The 16,787-nt window shown below is 69.2% G+C and carries 17 protein-coding genes; 9 read left to right on the top strand and 8 right to left on the bottom strand.

All coding sequences use genetic code 11. The annotated features are described in order from the left end of the window. Positions 1–49 precede the first annotated feature (49 nt). A complete protein-coding gene (locus V5D55_RS01675; protein WP_435747008.1) occupies positions 50–1,339 on the top strand; it encodes a PA2928 family protein in 1,290 nt (429 codons plus the stop codon). On the opposite strand, the gene V5D55_RS01670 is transcribed toward V5D55_RS01675, so the two are convergent. Together V5D55_RS01670 and V5D55_RS01665 are read right to left on the bottom strand one after the other, a co-directional pair. Beyond that, complete coding sequence (locus V5D55_RS01670) at positions 1,336–3,024, bottom strand: ABC-F family ATP-binding cassette domain-containing protein (protein WP_435747006.1); 1,689 nt, start codon at positions 3,022–3,024, stop codon at positions 1,336–1,338. The two genes, V5D55_RS01675 and V5D55_RS01670, sit on opposite strands and share 4 nt — an antisense overlap. Positions 3,025–3,256: 232 nt before the next feature. Beyond that, positions 3,257–3,913 (bottom strand): alpha/beta hydrolase, encoded by a 657-nt coding sequence (locus V5D55_RS01665; protein WP_435747004.1) that lies wholly within the window; start codon positions 3,911–3,913, stop codon positions 3,257–3,259. Positions 3,914–4,020: 107 nt separating this feature from the next. Here V5D55_RS01665 and V5D55_RS01660 point away from each other — a divergent pair, with 107 nt between their 5' ends. Both V5D55_RS01660 and V5D55_RS01655 read left to right on the top strand, forming a co-directional pair. Next, positions 4,021–4,626: a DUF4916 domain-containing protein gene (locus V5D55_RS01660; protein WP_435747002.1), complete on the top strand. Its 606-nt coding sequence runs from the start codon at positions 4,021–4,023 to the stop codon at positions 4,624–4,626. A gap of 145 nt (positions 4,627–4,771) precedes the next feature. Next, positions 4,772–6,571, top strand: coding sequence for a sunset domain-containing protein (locus tag V5D55_RS01655; RefSeq protein ID WP_435747000.1), 1,800 nt, complete (start codon positions 4,772–4,774; stop codon positions 6,569–6,571). A gap of 24 nt (positions 6,572–6,595) precedes the next feature. On the opposite strand, the gene V5D55_RS01650 is transcribed toward V5D55_RS01655, so the two are convergent. Further along, positions 6,596–7,663 carry a threonine aldolase family protein gene (locus V5D55_RS01650; protein WP_435746998.1) on the bottom strand — a complete coding sequence of 356 codons (1,068 nt, stop codon included), beginning with the start codon at positions 7,661–7,663 and terminating at the stop codon, positions 6,596–6,598. Positions 7,664–7,681: 18 nt separating this feature from the next. Between V5D55_RS01650 and V5D55_RS01645 the strand changes: the two genes are divergently transcribed. Next, complete coding sequence (locus tag V5D55_RS01645; protein ID WP_435746996.1) at positions 7,682–9,232, top strand: MFS transporter; 1,551 nt, start codon at positions 7,682–7,684, stop codon at positions 9,230–9,232. Beyond that, positions 9,229–9,870, top strand: a complete 642-nt coding sequence (locus V5D55_RS01640; protein ID WP_435746994.1) for a hypothetical protein — start codon at positions 9,229–9,231, stop codon at positions 9,868–9,870. Before V5D55_RS01645 ends, V5D55_RS01640 begins: the two co-directional genes overlap by 4 nt. Positions 9,871–9,890: 20 nt before the next feature. On the opposite strand, the gene V5D55_RS01635 is transcribed toward V5D55_RS01640, so the two are convergent. Together V5D55_RS01635 and V5D55_RS01630 are read right to left on the bottom strand one after the other, a co-directional pair. After that, a complete protein-coding gene (locus tag V5D55_RS01635; protein ID WP_435746992.1) occupies positions 9,891–10,529 on the bottom strand; it encodes an SDR family oxidoreductase in 639 nt (212 codons plus the stop codon). Between the two features lie 102 nt (positions 10,530–10,631). Further along, the gene (locus tag V5D55_RS01630; protein ID WP_435746990.1) at positions 10,632–12,065 is read right to left on the bottom strand and encodes a DUF6421 family protein; all 1,434 of its coding nucleotides are present in this window, start codon (positions 12,063–12,065) and stop codon (positions 10,632–10,634) included. Between the two features lie 72 nt (positions 12,066–12,137). Between V5D55_RS01630 and V5D55_RS01625 the strand changes: the two genes are divergently transcribed. Next, a complete protein-coding gene (locus V5D55_RS01625) occupies positions 12,138–12,596 on the top strand; it encodes an Lrp/AsnC family transcriptional regulator (RefSeq protein ID WP_435746988.1) in 459 nt (152 codons plus the stop codon). A 115-nt stretch (positions 12,597–12,711) separates the two neighbouring features. Here V5D55_RS01625 and V5D55_RS01620 read toward each other — a convergent pair whose 3' ends face one another. After that, positions 12,712–13,737, bottom strand: coding sequence for a DUF5937 family protein (locus tag V5D55_RS01620; RefSeq protein ID WP_435746986.1), 1,026 nt, complete (start codon positions 13,735–13,737; stop codon positions 12,712–12,714). 45 nt (positions 13,738–13,782) lie between these two features. Between V5D55_RS01620 and V5D55_RS01615 the strand changes: the two genes are divergently transcribed. The 3 genes from V5D55_RS01615 (at position 13,783) to V5D55_RS01605 (ending at position 15,520) form a co-directional block, all read left to right on the top strand. Then, the gene (locus tag V5D55_RS01615; RefSeq protein ID WP_435746984.1) at positions 13,783–14,148 is read left to right on the top strand and encodes a cupin domain-containing protein; all 366 of its coding nucleotides are present in this window, start codon (positions 13,783–13,785) and stop codon (positions 14,146–14,148) included. 15 nt (positions 14,149–14,163) lie between these two features. Continuing rightward, the gene (locus tag V5D55_RS01610) at positions 14,164–14,454 is read left to right on the top strand and encodes a DUF4287 domain-containing protein (RefSeq protein ID WP_435746982.1); all 291 of its coding nucleotides are present in this window, start codon (positions 14,164–14,166) and stop codon (positions 14,452–14,454) included. Positions 14,455–14,518: 64 nt separating this feature from the next. Then, complete coding sequence (locus tag V5D55_RS01605) at positions 14,519–15,520, top strand: 1,4-dihydroxy-2-naphthoate polyprenyltransferase (RefSeq protein ID WP_435746980.1); 1,002 nt, start codon at positions 14,519–14,521, stop codon at positions 15,518–15,520. A 13-nt stretch (positions 15,521–15,533) separates the two neighbouring features. Here V5D55_RS01605 and V5D55_RS01600 read toward each other — a convergent pair whose 3' ends face one another. Together V5D55_RS01600 and V5D55_RS01595 are read right to left on the bottom strand one after the other, a co-directional pair. After that, a complete protein-coding gene (locus V5D55_RS01600) occupies positions 15,534–15,809 on the bottom strand; it encodes a DUF4229 domain-containing protein (RefSeq protein WP_435746978.1) in 276 nt (91 codons plus the stop codon). A 42-nt stretch (positions 15,810–15,851) separates the two neighbouring features. Then, the gene (locus V5D55_RS01595) at positions 15,852–16,748 is read right to left on the bottom strand and encodes a hypothetical protein (RefSeq protein WP_435746976.1); all 897 of its coding nucleotides are present in this window, start codon (positions 16,746–16,748) and stop codon (positions 15,852–15,854) included. Positions 16,749–16,787 lie beyond the last annotated feature (39 nt).

The raw sequence follows: 16,787 nt of genomic DNA, 5'->3' as shown, positions 1-16,787 counted from the left end.
CGACGGAATCCGTGATCGGGAGAATCGCGCGGTGCGGCATCCTGACGACATGAACACGAACGAGTCGCGAGGATACGTGCTGAACGGCACGCCGGTTCTTCCGCTGCAGTCGACCTCACTGCCGCCGCGGGGCCCGAAGGACCCACGGAAGGTGCGCCGTCGCATCCGGCTGCGCTTCCTCGGGTTCTTCCTGGCGCCCGTGCTCATCGGCGCCACCATCTACGTCCTGACATCGGTGCTGGCTCCTTCGTCGCGCGACATCGAGATCCTTCCCGGGTCTGCGGTCGTGAGCATCGACGAGCAGGACGTCGCCATCATGGTCTACTCCGACTCGTCACGACCTGGCCCGTTCGAGCCGATGTTCCAGAACCGGGCGGCGGCGATCCGGCTCTCCGACGGGAAGACGCTCTGGGACGAGCGCCTGAACGATCAGCTCTCGAGCGCGGCCGTCGTGCTCGCCGCCGATTCGGCCCGGGCATACGTCGGAACGGACGAGGGCCTCGTGATCCTGAACGCGAAGACCGGTGCGATCGAGGCCGATGGCGTGGACATCGCCGGTCTCGGCGCGGATGTCGTGCTCTCCGCATCCGCCTATGGCTACGACCGCGAAGTGAACGCGGTCGTCGCGCTCACGGCCAGCGGATCACTGGTGCAGATCCCGGTCGGCAGCGCGGAGGCGCAACCCGCGGACACGTCGGTGACGACCCGGTGGCGGGGCACCCTGAGTGCTTCACCCGTCCTCGACACCTCGGCGCTGACCCGGCTGACAGATGCCGCCGCCACGCCGGACGGCACGACATTCGAGATCGAGCAGCTCGACGAGGCGGTCGGACGCGACGCGCTCGTGATCACCTCCGCAGACGGACGCACGATCCGTCGCACCGAGCTCGTCGACGCGGAGATCATCCCCGTCTCCGGACTCGCACCACAGCTCGGGATCCTGCTCGACACCGGCCAGTTCCTCGAGGGCGACTTCAGCGGCATCGACAGCGACGACATCGAGGCACTGCTGGAGGCGGCGAGCCAGATGACCGGGGAGGCGGTACAGGAGCCGGCCGCCTTCGAGACGGGCTACGTACTCGTGCAGCACCGGGAATCGGTGAACGCCGAGCTGACCCTGCTCAGCAGCGTCGACATCGCCACGGGACAGCTCGTCGAGACGGTCGAGATCCAGGGCGACGCGATGCGGGCGATCACCGGACCCGCGGGGACGACGGCGGTGATCGCCGCCGACCCCGAGAGCTGGTTCCCGAACGAGCTCCTGGTGCTCGAGACGGACGGTGGGCTCCGCCGGGTCGAGGTCGGCGCGACCGGGTGGTGGGAGGGTCTCTTCGACTAGACCTCCCGCAGCGTCCCCTCGGCCTCGATCTCGAGAGTGAGATCGAGGTCGAGGCGCGCGAGGAACGCGTCGTCGTGACTCACCACCAGCACGGCTCCGCGATAGGCACGCAAAGCCTCGACGAGCTGGTCGACCGTGTCGAGGTCGAGGTTGTTCGTCGGTTCGTCGAGCACCACGAGGTGCGGTGCCGGGTCCGAGAGCAGCAGCTTCGCCAGGGCGACGCGGAAGCGCTCGCCGCCGGAGAGGGCGGCGACCGGGCGGTCGGCCGTGGCTCCGCGGATCAGGAACCGGGCGAGCCGATTGCGCAGCTCCTTCTCGGGCACCTGGGGAGCGACCGCCGCGATGTTCTCGAACACCGAACGGTTCTCATCCAGGCCGTCGACCCGTTGCGGCAGGTAGCCGATCTGATCCGTGAGCGCCTCGGCGTGCAGCGGCGGCCGTTCAGTATTCAGCAAGAACGCGTCGGATTCGGCCCAGACGACCGGATCCGGGTCGGTGTGGTCGATTCTTGCTGAATTGTGAACGCCGACGTGTGCGGCCCCCGCCACCAACCGCTCCAGCAGCGTCGTCTTACCGGCCCCGTTCCGCCCGATCAGCGCGACCCGTTCGGGACCCTGGATGACCCAGGCGCGCTCCTCATCGGCCAGCGTAGCGATCCGGCGGGACCGCGACACCTGCGGATCGGGCAGCTCGATCTTCATCGACGCGTCCGAGCGCACGCGGTGTCCGGCCTCGTCGAGGGCGGAGCGCGCGGCATCCTCCTTCGCGCCCACTTCGACACGGAGCTTCCCCGCCGACACCTCGGCCGCCATCTTGCGCCCGTGCGCGACGATCTTCGGCACGCGCTTCTCGAGCTCGGCCTTCTTCGCCGTCCGGGTGCGGTGCGACAGCTTCACCTCGGCCTCGATGCGCTGACGCTTCTCCTTGCGGAGCGCCTGCGCGGCAGTGACCTCGGCCTGCTTCGCGGCATCCTGCTCCGCGTCCAGCCACGCGCGCCATTCGGAGTACGGTCCTCCGAAGACGCTCAGGGTCTGAGCGTAGAGCTCTGCGGTGTCGTCCATCAGCTCGAGCAGTGACAGGTCGTGGCTCACGACGATGAGCGTGCCCTTCCAGGCCTGCACCATCGCCTGGAGCTTCGCCCTGGCATCACGATCGAGATTGTTGGTCGGTTCGTCGAGCAGTGTGATCGGCGCGCGGCGCAGACGGATGCCGGCGATCGCGACGAGCACCGCCTCGCCACCTGACAGCTCCCCGACGCGGCGGTCGAGGAAGTCGGAAGCGAGGCCGGCCTCGGCGAGGGATGCCTCGGCGCGCGCCTCGATGTCCCAGTCGTCGCCGACCGTGTCGAAGCGCGTCGGATCGACGTCGCCCGCAGCGATCGCCCGCACGGCGTCGAGCGCCTCGGACACACCGAGGAGTTCTGCGACGCGGCGGTCGACGTCGAGCGTCAGCTGCTGCGGGAGGTACGCGACCTCGCCGGATGCCGTGACGAAGCCCGACGTCGGCTCGAGCTCGCCGGCCATCAGGCGCAGCAACGTGGACTTGCCGGCGCCGTTGCGGCCGACGAGCCCGGTGCGGCCGGAGCCGAAGGCCCCGGAGAGCCCGGCGAGGGCCGTCGAACCGTCGGGCCAGGTGAAGGTGAGTCGATCGAGGGTGACCGACGCGTGAAGGGTGGGTTGTGACATGGGGTGTCTCCTGTCGAGTGCGAGGGTGCACTGACACCGGTACCTCGGTCACGAGCCACGAGGGGTCGGAGCGGAGGCGGGGTCTGCCGTGGAGGCGACGATCGTCGGGTCAGCGCGCGGAAAGAGGAGCGCGGAGGCGACGGATCAGATCAAAGGACTTCCAGACACGGCGGACAGGACTCATCGACGATACCCGGGCGTGTCGGGACAGCGCAACCCGGGCGTGTCGCGTTCAGCTCGTGGCGATCCCGTCGACCCACTTGATGAGGAACAGGCGCACGTCGGCGAGCTCCTCCTCGGAGATGCTGTGGGTCAGACCCGTGTAGACGCGTCCGGACAGCTCGGAGTGCGAGGGCAGCCACTGTGCGGTGTGGTCGATCAGAGCGGACGGGATGACGTCGTCGTGGGTGCCGCGCCCCCAGAACACGGGCGGTCGCAGGGTCGTCAGCGCTTCGTCGTCGGGAAGGTCGCCGGGCGCCGCGTAGCCGCTCAGCGCCGCGACCGCTCCGAGCCGCTCCGGCGCGAGCCGCATCGCCTGCAGGGCGACGGCAGCGCCCTGCGAGAACCCGAGCAGAGCGACCGACGGCGCATCGCCGACCGCGGTGTCGAGCCAGCGGAGCACGGCCTCGGCCGCGGCCGTCACCGCGGCGGGGCTGCGCCCGTCGAGCCCTTCGATCGGGTACCAGGAGCGCCCGGGCATCGGCCACGGCGGGGCGAGGGGAGCGGCGACGGAGGCGACGGCGATGCCCTCGGGGAGGTAGGGGACCAGGCCGAACAGATCGTGCTCGTCGGCGCCGTAGCCGTGCAGCAGCACGAGCAGCGGCATCCGTCCTCTGTCTGCCGACGACCATCGTGTCGCCGTCTCGTCGATCGTCAGGTTCTCGCTCACATCGATAATCCTGCCAGCGGATGCCGACAGTCCGGATATCGTCCCGAAGTGCGGGCGAGCTGGGGAGAACCGTGTCGGCGTACAGGACCGGCTGGTAGAAAGGACACATGTCCGTCCGCACTCCTGATCCCGACCCGGAACCCGAAGACGACGGTCTCGGCGCCTTCCGCGACGCGAATCCGTCGGCGCCGGGCGCGAACCCGGGCTGGTTGAGCGACGTCGAGCTCGAAGAAGCGCGCCGTCACCTTCCGATGCTCTACGTCGAGGCGATCCCGGTGCGCACCGACGGGTCAGGGCAGGTGACCGAGGTCGGCATCCTGCTCCGTTCCACGCCCATGGGCGAGATGACCCGCACGATCGTCTCCGGCCGCATCCGCTTCGGCGAGACCATCCGCGATGCGCTCTTCCGCCACGTCGAGAACGACCTCGGCCCGATGGCGTTCCCGCTGCTGCCGCCGCAGCCGCTGCCTTTCACGGTGGCCGAGTACTTCCCGATGCCGGGCGTCAGCGCCTACCACGACGACCGGCAGCATGCGGTGTCGCTGGCCTTCGTCGTGCCCGTGACCGGTACCTGTGAGCCTCGCCAGGATGCGCTCGAGGTGACCTGGTTCTCGCCGGAGGCCGCCGCATCCGACGCCGTCGCCGCGGAGATGGAGGGCGGTCGCGGTACGCTCATCCGCCTGGCGCTCGCCAACCTCGGGCTGCTGCGTTAGACCTTTCCGCGCACGGCAGCGCACAGGAAGCGCCGCCGCCTGGCGCGGCGATGCCGTTGTCGTGTATTCATGTCAGAGGTGATCTGCACAGATAACCCACTTCTGCGCGGTCACACGGCCGCCTCCTGCCCGAGAGGATGCCGACATGGTGTTCCCTGCCCTCAGCCGTTCTGCGCGGAGCGCCGCCGCCGCCGTCGCCGCCGCGATGCTCGCATCGATGCTCGTCGCCGTGGCGACGCCCGCTGCCGCCGTGTCCTCCGGCCCCGCGTCGGTCGCGATCGACCCGGGGTTCGCGGGCTTCGCCGACCGACTCCCGATCGCCGTCGCCGCGGCGGCCGAGATCGCCGGGCAGACGCCGGAAGGTGAGGTTGCTCGGGTCTCCGGTGTGATCACGGTGGCCGACGAGCTCGAGCTCGGACAGGGGCGCAGCTTCGTCGTCGCCTATGCCCCGGGCGCGGATGTGTCCTCTCCGCTTGCCGCCGCCGGCGTCGCCGCGGACGGGACCTACGCGCTGGATGCGCCCCTCGGCGACATCGTCCTCGCCGTGGTCTCGGAGGGCCGGTCCGTCTTCGATCAGTGGGGGCGGCTCGGGGTCGACCTCAGCTCTGCCGAGACCACCTCCCTCCCCGCAGAAGGCCTCGTGTACGACGTGCAGCTGCAGCGCTCCGCCCTCGCCTCCGGCACCGTCACGGTGCCTGCCGGCGCCGTGGTCGCCGGCCAGAAGGTCGCCGTCGTGGTGTACCCGGTCGGCGGGGCGGGCGAGATTGCCACCGCGGCCGGCTTCGTGTCAGATGCCGGGACGTTCGCGGTCGGCGGCATCCCGACCGGCGATTACCGCGTCGCCTTCGTGTCGGTCGCTTCCGGCGCCGCATCCGAATGGTGGAACGACGCACCGACGTTCGCCAAGGGTCGGACCGCCACTCTCACGACCGGCACCGCCACCGATGTCTCGGTCGCGCTCCAGGCGCTGCTGATCCTGGACACATCCGTGCCCACGATCACCGGCACCACGACGGTCGGGCAGACGCTGAAGGCCGCGCCGGGGCAGTGGACGACGGGTGCGACGTTGACGTACCAGTGGTACGCCAACGGTTCCGCCATCGTGAAGGCGACGAAATCGTCGCTCCTTCTTCCGGCCGCGGTGGCGGGGAAGAAGATCACTGTCCGTGTGACGGGGGCGAAGGCGACCTACGCCACGAAGGCCCAGACTTCAGCGGCGACGGCGGCCGTGCTGCGCCCGCTCGCCGCCCCGGTTCCCGTGATCATCGGCGTCACGACCGTCGGGCAGACGCTCAAGGTCAAGACGGGCACGTGGACCGCCGGCACACGCCTGAGTTATCAGTGGTACATCGATGGCGTCGCCGTCGCCAAGGCGACCGGTGCGGCGTACAAGATCCCTGCCTCGGCGACGCGGAAGACCATCACGGTCGTCGTGAAGGGCACGAAGACCGGTTACGCATCGGCGTCCAAGCGCTCCAAAGCCACGGCGGCCGTCAAGGGGATCCTGAGTGCTCCTGTCCCCACCATCGCCGGCTCGACCGTCGTCGGGTCCCGTCTCACGGCCAGGCCGGGGACGTGGACCGCGGGTACGACGCTGAGGTACCAGTGGTACGCGAACGGCAAGGCAATCAAGGGGGCGACCGCTTCGTCGCTGGTTCTCGCCGCGGGCGTGGTGAAGGCGCGAATCACCGTGAAGGTCACCGGGAGCAAGAGCGGGTACATCACCGCAGCGCGCACCTCGGCCAAGTCGGGCGTCGTGAGCTACCCGAGCAGGACGAAGCCCTCCGGGTGGAACTGCCCGGCGTGGGCGCCGATCAAGGGCAACGCCAGCTCGATGATCTACCACGTGCCAGGGGGTCGGTCGTATAAGGCGACGAAGCCCGAGGAATGCTTCTCGAGTGGTGCTGCCGCAGTCAAGGCCGGCTACCGCAAGGCGAAGCGCTGACGCCGGGCTCGGCGCCGGCGCGGCTCAGGCGCCGGTGAGCCGGGCGAGTTCGGCGACGAACGCGTCGACGTCGGACTCGTGCGTGTCGAAGCTGCACATCCAGCGGACCTCGTTGCGCGCCGCATCCCAGTCGTAGAAGCGGAACGACTCGCGGAGCTGGTCGGCGACGCCGTCGGGAACGGTCGCGAAGACGCCGTTCGACTGGGTCGGCTGAGTGAAGGCGACGCCGCTGATCGTGCCCGCTGCGATCGCATCCTCGATCTCGCCGCGCAGCCGGGCGGCCATCGCGTTCGCGTGCCGTGCGTTGCGCAGCCACAGATCACCCTCGAGCAGGGCGATCAGCTGCGCGGAGACGAAGCGCATCTTCGATGAGAGCTGCATGTTGAACTTGCGGGAGTACACCAGCCCATCGGATGCCGCGGGGTTCAGCACCACGACGGCTTCGCCGAGCATCGCGCCGTTCTTGGTGCCGCCGAAGCTGAGCACGTCGACGCCGGCATCGACGGTGAAGGCGCGCAGCGGCAGGTCGAGGGCGGCGGCCGCGTTCGACAGGCGTGCCCCGTCGAGGTGCAGCTTCATGCCGCGCTCGTGGGCGTGATCGGCGATCGTGCGGATCTCCTCGGCGGTGTAGAGCGTGCCGAGCTCGGTCGACTGGGTGATCGAGACCACGAGCGGCTGCGCGCGGTGCTCGTCGCCCCAGCCCCACGCCTCACGGTCGATGAGCTCGGGGGTGAGCTTGCCGTCGTCGGTCGGCACGGTGAGCAGCTTGAACCCGCCGATCTTCTCGGGGGCGCCGCCCTCGTCGACGTTGATGTGCGCGGTGGATGCCGCGATCACGGCACCCCAGCGGGGCAGCATCGACTGCAGACCCGTGACGTTCGCACCGGTGCCGTTGAACACCGGGAAGGCCTCGGCCTGTTCCCCGAAGTGCGCCTGCACGACCTCCTGCAGGCGGGCCGTGTAGGCGTCGCTCCCGTATGCACCCTGGTGCCCGTCGTTCGCCTGGGCGATCGCGGCGAGGACCTCGGGGTGGATGCCGGAATAGTTGTCACTGGCGAAGCCCCGGATCGCGGGGTCATGCTGGATGGTCACCATACAAGCCTATGTCCAATGTCGGAGGGACTGGCTACGCTCGAAATCGTGACCGACACCGGCGATTCCGCGGGCCCGACCCGCGACGACGCGACCTCCGCGCTCCCCGGAGATCCGCGTGCCAAACGCGCGTTCGTGAACGTCCTCGTCAACACCCTGATCGCGAACGTGACGACCAGCTTCCTCTGGTTCGCCCTCACCTTCTGGGTGTATATCGAGACCCAGTCGGTGCTCGCCACCGGCATCATCGGCGGCGCCTACATGCTGTTCATTGCGTTCTTCGCGATGATCTTCGGCACGATCGTCGACCGGCACCGCAAGCATCGGGTCATGCTGCTCTCGAGCGTCATCTCGGCGGTCGCGTTCCTGATCGCCGGTCTCCTGTACGCGTGGCAGGGTGAGGCGTCGCTGCTCGACCTGGGCGGGCCGTGGTTCTGGGTGTTCTCGGCGATCATCCTGTTCGGCGGAGTGATCGAGCAACTGCGCAACATCGCCCTGTCGACGACCGTCACGCTCCTCGTCCCCGCAGACAAGCGCGCGAACGCCAACGGCCTCGTCGGCACCGTGCAGGGGATCGCATTCCTCGTGACGAGCGTCTTCTCGGGACTCTCGATCGGTTTCCTCGGCATGGGGTGGACCCTGGCGATCGCGATCGCCGCGATGGCGGTGACGTTCGCGCACCTGCTGTTCGTGCGCATCCCCGAGAATGAGCCCGAAGCCGAGCCCGACGCCAAGAGCGCTCTCGACTTCCGCGGCAGCGTGCGGGCGATCCGCCTCGCGCCCGGGCTGTTCGCACTGATCATCTTCTCCACGTTCAACAACCTCATCGGCGGCGTCTACATGGCGCTGATGGATCCCTACGGACTCACGCTGTTCAACGCCCAGATGTGGGGCTTCGCGCTCGCGTTCGCCTCCACGGGCTTCCTGATCGGCGGCGCCCTCGTCGCGAAGTTCGGTCTCGGAGTCAAACCCATGCGCACGATGCTGCTCGTCGTGATCGCGATGGGTCTGCTCGGCTCGGTGTTCATGCTGCGCGAATGGTGGCCGCTCTACGTCGTGGGCATGTGGGTCTACATGGCCCTGGTTCCGCCGGTCGAGGCCGCGGAGCAGACCGTGATCCAGAAGGTGGTCCCGTTCGAGCGGCAGGGTCGCGTCTTCGGCGTCGCAGCGGCGATGGAGGCCGCGGCGGCTCCGGTCACCGCGTTCCTCATCGCCCCGCTCGCCGAGTTCCTGATCATCCCCTACATGCGGACGGACGCGGGTCAGCGGCAGTGGAGCTGGCTTCTCGGCGAAGGCGAGGCTCGCGGAATAGCCCTGATCTGCCTGTTTGCCGGACTCATCATGGTGGTCGCAGCGACGTTGGCCTTCTTCACCCGTTCGTACCGGCAGCTCACCGACCTCTACGCGAAGGCGCCCGATCAGGAGCCGGGGGAGGGGAGCGAGGCTGGGGGCACCGCCGCCGATGGGGCGGAAGCCACGACCGAGGACCAGCTGCTCGATGAGCGCACACCGGTGAGTGGGCAGCCGCCCGAGTTACCGGAGCGTCGCGCTTCAGGATCACACGGGTGACGACGGAGAGGATCACGGTGTCGGCCGAAGGGGACTGGACCATTCATCCCGGAGGCGGTGTGGGGCAGCTCGAATTCGGGATGTCTGCGGCGCAGGTGGATGCGCTGTCCGACGTCTATGGCGCCGTGATGGGACGGGGGAGCGACAGAGCATCCGACGCCGTGCTTCGTGAGACCCTCGAGATGTTCGGCGGTGCGATGACCGCAGAGGAGAAGGGCGCACTCATCGCGGTGTACGCGGAGAGCGGTCCCGCTGCGGATGCTGTGACCGAGACGCGGGGGGAGCCGGGTGTGGTGCTCGGCTACGAGGCCGATCGGCTGGTGCAGATCATGCCGGCCATCGGCCAGCGCCCCCTGCTCCTCGATGGTCGAGACCTTCTCTCGGTGAGCGCACTGGAGGCATTGCGGTTGCTGGAGCTGCGCAACGGCGGGCCGGGGCGCTACGCGGACACCGCGGCATCGTTCGACGACCTCGCCATCTCCGTCGAGGGATTCTCCCTGGTCCAGGGCCACCACGGAGTGCGGCCGTTGGACGCCGGCGACGAGCGCTTCGCACAGCGAACCGTGACGGTGCGCCAGCATCCGTATCTGCCCGCCGACGAGCGGGACAGATTCGTCACCCACCAATTCGTGGACTGATCGAACGTCGGTGAACGGGCTCAGGCGAGGTCGACGACCCGGTCGTTGAGCTCGGCGGCATCCGCGTCCCAGAGCGCGAGAATCGCGGGCGCGAGAGTGGAGGGGTCGAGCGCCTTCGCGCGGAAGATCACGGATGCGGCACGCAGCGGCACATCCGCGTCGCGCGCGGCCTTCGTGAACCCGTGCGCGACGGCCCGGGTCCAGGCTTCGCTCGCGGCCTTCACCGCGGCGTAGTTCGCGCCACCGGCGAGAGGTCGGGCAACGGCCGTCGACGAGACGATGGCGAAGCGTCCGGCGTCCGACGCCCGCAGCGCGTCGTCGAAGGCCCGGCTCGTCGCGCGCACGGCCTCGAGTGCGGGCAGCAGCGCGTGGAAGTCGTCGTCGGACTGCCCGGCGAGGCCGCCGCCGCCGCGCCAACCCCCGACGAGGGGGATCACGGCATCCACGGCGCCGAGCCGGGTCGCGAGCTCCGTCATCGACGCGAGAGAGGTGGCATCGGCGAGCTGGGCCTGCGCGCCGGCGTCTGCCAGCGGGCTCAGGCGCTCCGCCGAGCGGCCAGTCGCGACCACGCGGGCGCCGGCCTCGACGAGTGCACGCGCGACGGCGAGGCCGGCTTCGCTGGTCGCACCGGCGAGCAGGATAGTGCGTCCCTCACTCATCGCCGAGCCGCCCCTTTTGGTGCGAGCCGCCCCTTTTCGACCGTGCAGAAGGGGGCGGCTCGACCACAGAGGGGCGGCTCGGCGACGAAGCGAGGAGTCATCTCAGTCGTCCGTGCCGCGGATGCCGACGGTCGACTCGATCACGGGCTTCATCTTCTTGTCGAGCGCCTCGAAGAACATCGACAGCGGGAACTCGTCGTCCAGCACCGCGTCGGTGTAACCCTTCGGTGCGCCGGTGAGGATCTCATCGGAGAGTCCCCGCGCCCAGTTCGACGCGGGGTGCGGGGTGAGCACGCTGCGAACCAGGTCGTAGGCCGCGAGCCAGTGCGCGATCTTCGGGCGGTCGATCGAACGCCAGTAGAGCTCGTCGATCGCATCGCCGAGTGCCACGACGGCATCCGGCACGCCCTCCCAGTCGAACGCGAGCTGGGTGTCGGTCCAGTGCAGCACACCGCGCTGGTGCAGCCAGGCGAACAGCAGCTGCCCGCCGAGGCCGTCGTAGTTGCGCACCCGCGAGCCGGTGATCGCGAACCGGAAGATCCGGTCGAAGATCACCGCGTACTGCACGAGGCCGGCCTGGTCGAGCGTCTCCCGCTCGATCTCGGTCAGCTCGTCGGCGGGGCGGGCCGCCAGTGCGCGCTCGATCTTCACCGACTCGCGGAACGCGGTCAGGTCGCACCGCAGCTCCTCCAGCGAGTAGAGGAAGAACGGCATCCGCTGCTTGATCATGAACGGGTCGAACGGCAGGTCGCCGCGCATGTGCGTGCGGTCGTGGATGATGTCCCACATCACGAACGCACGCTCGGTCAGGGCCTGATCATCGAGCATCGCCGCGGCGCGTTCCGGCAGGTCGAGCTTGGTGATCTCGGATGCTGCGCGGGTCACACGGCGGTACCGAGCGGACTCGCGGTCCTGGAAGATCGCGCCCCAGGTGAACGACGGGATCTCGCGCATCGCGACCGTCTCGGGGAACAGCACGGCTGAGTTCGTGTCGTAGCCCGGGGTGAAGTCGACCAGGCGCAGCGAGACGAACAGCTTGTTGCCGTAGTCGTCGGCCTCGAGCGCCGCGATGAACTCCGGCCAGATCGTCTCGACGATCAGCGCTTCGACGAGACGGTTGCTGGAGCCGTTCTGCGTGTACATCGGGAAAACCACGAGATGACGGATGCCGTCGACGCGGTGCTGCTGCGGCTGGAACGCCACGAGCGAGTCGAGGAAGTCGGGCACGCCGAAGTCCTCCGACGCCCAGCGGTCGAAGTCGACGATCGAGGCGGCGAGGTAGTCCGCGTCATGCGGGAAGGCAGGAGCGAGGGCGCGGATGCCGGCGGTGATGGCGCCGACGAGTTCGCGGGCGACCGCGTGGTGCGCTGCGTCGGGGATCGAGCCGTCCTTGACCTGCAGCTCGCGGATCGCGATCGCGGCATCCTTCAGCTGCGCCCAGGCCGCGGAGTTCTCAGCGACCGAAGCGTCCTCGACGACCTCGGGTTCGCCGACGATGGCCTGTGCAGCGGAGCTGTTGGCGGAAATGATGGACATCGGGACCTCCGATCCTGAGGAATGCCGGAAACTTTCCGGTCATAACGGATTACTGACGATAATCTTACATCCATGGATGATTCTGTCGACCGCGCGATCGTCGCCGAGATCGCTCGCGACGGCCGCGCGACCCTCTCTCAGCTCTCCGAGTCCGTCGGTCTCTCGGTCTCGGCGGTGCAGTCACGGCTCCGGCGTCTGGAGACGCGCGGTGTGATCTCCGGGTACCGCGCCATCCTCGACCCCGAGCTGGTGGGCACCCCGCTCTCCGCCTTCATCGAGATCACGCCGCTCGACCCTGCGCAGCCCGACAATGCCCCGGAGCTGCTCGAGCACCTCGACGCGATCGAGGCGTGCCACTCGATCGCCGGCGACGCCAGCTACATGCTCTTCGTGCGAGTCGCCTCCCCGCGCGCCCTCGAGGAGCTCGTGCGCGACGTCCGCACCGCGGCGAACGTCAGCACGCGCACGACCGTGGTGCTCCAGACCTACTACGAGCACCGGCCGATCATCCCGCTGAGCACGGAGGCGTAGCCGCGGCAAGACCGGCGGGTGCGCCCGCAACTCGTGCGGCCATCCTGAACGTCTGCGGCTTCCTCGGGCACATTTGGCCGCAGAAGCTCGAGTTGGCCGCAGAAGTTCGGCGAGATCAGAGCAGTGCGCCGACCATGGCCTCGCCGAGCGGCGTGCGCAGGTGCAGCATCCTCGCGCCGTCGCGCTCGCTCGCGATCAGGCCTGCTCCCCGCAGCACGGTGAGGTGGTGGGATGCCGTCGAGACGGCGATGCCGCTCGCCCGTGCGACTTCAGAGGTCGTGCGCGCGGATCCGGCGCTGAGCAGGATGCCGGCGCGTGCGGGTCCGAGCAGTGCCCCGAGCGCCTCTGCGATCTCGGTCTCGTCCCGCGCCCACCCCGCAGTCACGCCGCGCGCCGGATAAAACAGCGTCGGCTGGGCGGGCGGCTCGGTGAGCACCATGCATCCCCAGGACGACATGACAGACGGCACCAGCACCAGCCCGCTGCCGAGACAGTCGACCTGCTCGCTGTGTCGGCGCAATGACACGCGCACCGCACCCGCGCCCCAGGTGACCTGCGGGTGGAGGCTCCCCGCCATGCTCGCGATGCCGGCCGTCGCTATGGTGCGGGCACGGACGGCGATGTCCGCGCGCAGCAGTCGTTCGAGCTGCGGCCACACGGGCGCCAGCGCGGCATCCCACACTTCCGACCAGGCATCGGCGATCATGCTCCGCGCGCGCTCCGGGTCGTCGTGCATCACGCGCAACGACTGCTGTCGCGTGCCGGTGGACCGCACGATCATCTTGCCGAAGTCCACGCGCATCGGGTCGAGCGCGGCGTCGCGCAGGGCCGCGAGTTCCGCATCAGGGGTCATGTCCCAGTGCGGCGCGGCGGTGAGGAAGTCGGGCAGGTAGCCGTCATCGCCGATCACCGTGGCGAGAAGGGTGAAGCTCGCGCGCGGCAGTCGATCGCGCACGGCGCGGAGCCAGCCCCACTGCAGCGGATGCTGCTCCGGCCGTCGCAGCACGCGTACGGCATGGGCCAGCTCGTGTCCGGGCGAGATCCCGAAGCGCACCGCCTGGATGTCGCCAGGACTCAGGTGGAACTCGACCCGATGATCCGGATGCGGGACGCCCTCGATCGGTCCGTTGTTTCGATCCACATCGAAACTCTAGGGTCGACTTCGGGAGCTGTCGAGACTGGAGCCATGAACAGCACAGAACTTCTCCTCCAGGGAATCGTCGCCGCTGCCGACATCCGCATCGGCGCCGGCCGAAGCCGCAGATTCGAGGGCGCCGAGCACGGCGCCGCTGTCTCGTACTTCTACGTCGAGAATCAGCCCGGTGAGGGCCCGGGTCTGCACTGGCATCCCTATCCTGAGACCTGGGTGGTGCTCGAGGGGGTGGCCCGGATCACGATCGGCGAGCAGGTCTTCGTCGCCGAGGCCGGAGACACCGCGACCGGGCCCGCCTTCGTACCGCACTGCTTCACCAACGTCGGCGACGGCGTCCTCAAGATCATCGGCATCCACGCGTCCGCCACCATCATCCAGACGTTCCTCGACGAGGACTGACAACCAGGAGCCCCCATGTCCTTCCAGGCATACCTCGACAAGGTCGAGACCCAGACCGGCCTCACCCCGCGGCAGTTCATCGCGCTCGCCACAGAGCAGGGCTTCGACGAGACCACGAAGTCCACGGTCGTCCTCAATTGGCTCAAGGAGGAGTACAGCCTCGGGCACGGCCATGCGCAGGCGATGGTGCACGTGATCCTCAAGGGGCCGAAGATCAGCGACAAGCACGTCGGCAAGGGCGGCGCGCACGGCGATGTCTCCGACACGCTGTGGCTCGACGGCAAGGACAGCAACCCGAATCCCTGAGGCACCGGCCGGCGCGGTGACCCGGTGACGGGCCCGACATCGGCGCTGCCAGTAGGATTCCTGCGTGGCAGCATCCTCCCAGCGCAAGAACAAGAAGAAGAGCACGAGCACGAAGCGCACACCGGCGCGCACGAGCGGCAACCCGGCGAAGCGCACCGGCGACCCCGCGAAGCGCCCGGTGCTCGAAGCAGGGCCGGTCACCGCGGCCGACTGGATCGGCGCGGCGCGACTGCGGACCCTGCCTCTGGCGGTGGCACCCGTCGTCATCGGCACCGGTGCGGCCCGCAGCACGGGGCCCGAGTTCCACTGGGTCATCGCCCTCGCGTGCCTCGCGGTCGCGGTGCTGCTGCAGATCGGCGTGAACTTCGCCAATGACTACAGCGACGGCATCCGCGGCACCGACGCGCATCGGGTCGGCCCCGCCCGCCTCACCGCCTCCGGCAGGGTGAAGCCGCGCACCGTCCTCATCATCGGGCTCGTCTTCTTCGCGCTCGCGGCGGCCGTCGGCGTCGCGATCGTCGTGCGCACCGGACAGTGGTGGCTGCTCGGCGTCGGTGCCGCGTGCATCGTCGCGGCGTGGTTCTACACGGGCGGCAAGAAGCCGTACGGGTACTTCGGGCTCGGCGAGGTGTTCGTCTTCGTCTTCTTCGGTCTCGTCGCCACGCTCGGCACGACGTGGGTGCAGGTCTTCCAGCTGCCTCAGCAGGCGTGGCTCGGCGCGATCGCCGCCGGTCTGTTCGCCTGCGCGGTGCTGCTCGCGAACAACCTCCGCGACATCGACCAGGACCGCGCGGTCGGCAAGCGCACGCTGACCGTGCTGATCGGACGCCGCGCGACCCAGGTGCTCTTCACCCTGTTCGTGCTCGCCCCGTTCGGCATCGCCGCGTCCCTCGCGCTGCTGTATCCGATCGCGTGGATCGCCCTGCTGGCGCTGCTCGCCGGCCTCCCGGCGATCCTGATCGTCTGGACCTACCGCCAGGCGCGCGAACTCGTGATCGCTCTCGCGCTCACATCCCTGACGGCGCTGCTGTTCGCCGGCGCGCTCTTCTGGGCCTTCGCCGGCTGACCCGTCGACAGGCTCAGGAGCGGTCGACGGCCTCGTCTTCCGCAGCGGCATCCGACTCTTCGCCGGACAGGCGATTCTCGCGACGCTCGTGAAGACGCGCTGACGCGTCGGACAGCGGTGCGCGCAGGAACAGCATCGAGATGCTGACGCCGATGAGGGCGGCGAAGATCGCGGCGAGCCACCAGAACTCCCGGAAGATCGGGAAGAAGAACCAGAGGATCGCGAGCGGCACGAGGAACGCCAGCAGCCGGAGCACGGTGTAGACGAGGAAAGGCGCGGGCTTCTTCACTCCGCCAGTCTACGTTCGTCGGCCTATGAGCCCGCCCGTCGGTCAGCGCTTCAGATCGAGACGCGCCAAGGGGATGCCGCGCACCACCCGCCGCCACGGATGCTCGCCGAGCGACCAGAGCAGTTCGGCATCGAGGTCGAGGGCGAGATCCTCGCACCCGATGGGCAGCGAGATCGGATCGCGCTCGAGTGCTTCGCGTCGCCCGCGCCAGAGGATGCCGGGGCGCAGTCGGTCCGATTGGGAGACGAAGTACCGGTCGCCCCAGCGGACGGCGCCCTGCATCGAGCGGATGCCGGGGGAGAACCGATCGTGCTCGGTGAAGCGGGAGTCGGGCCCGTCGGGGATCGCGAACTCGCCGATCCGCCCACTCTCATCGGTGCGATACTCGCCGATCATCACGCGTCGCAGCGGTTCGCCGGCGTCGTCGAAGACGCGTCCGAGGTAGGAGCACCGAAGATCCACAGGGTGCACGCGCGTGCGCACGGCGACGAGGGCGGTCGCCCGCCATCCGCGTCCCTGGGCGCCGGCGAGACGTCGGGCGAGTGGGCCGCGGATGCGCCGGATGTCGGAGAGATCGAACTCCCAGATGCCACGACCGGTCGCCGCCACGAACAGCCGGTCGTCGAACCAGGCCAGCCCGCCCGCGTGGATCTTCGCGGGCACGAGTTCGCCGTCGCCCTCGTCGACCACGAGCAGGACGTCGAGGTGCCGGGAGCGCTCCAGATCGACGAAGGCGACCCGCGAAGCCAGGTGCTTCCCGGCGCGGTCCTGTCGGAACCAGCTCACCGCGAGAGTGCGTCGCCCGTTCCATTCGCCGAGGTCGATGCCCTGCGGGTACCAGCGCTGGGTCCACGACCGGGCGCTGAGCCACCGCAGGTCGACGGTGTCGCGCTTCTTCTGTCGCACCGGGCGCCACGTCGTTCCGAAGGGCCAGAGCATGGTGTCCATCGTCGCCGATCGCGGCGCGCGACGCGAACC

The sequence above is a fragment of the Microbacterium sp. PMB16 genome, from assembly GCF_051294855.1.
In the GTDB taxonomy this organism is placed as follows: Bacteria; Actinomycetota; Actinomycetes; order Actinomycetales; family Microbacteriaceae; genus Microbacterium.
Note: the sequence above shows the minus strand (reverse complement) of the source record. Positions and strands in the feature narration are given on the sequence as shown.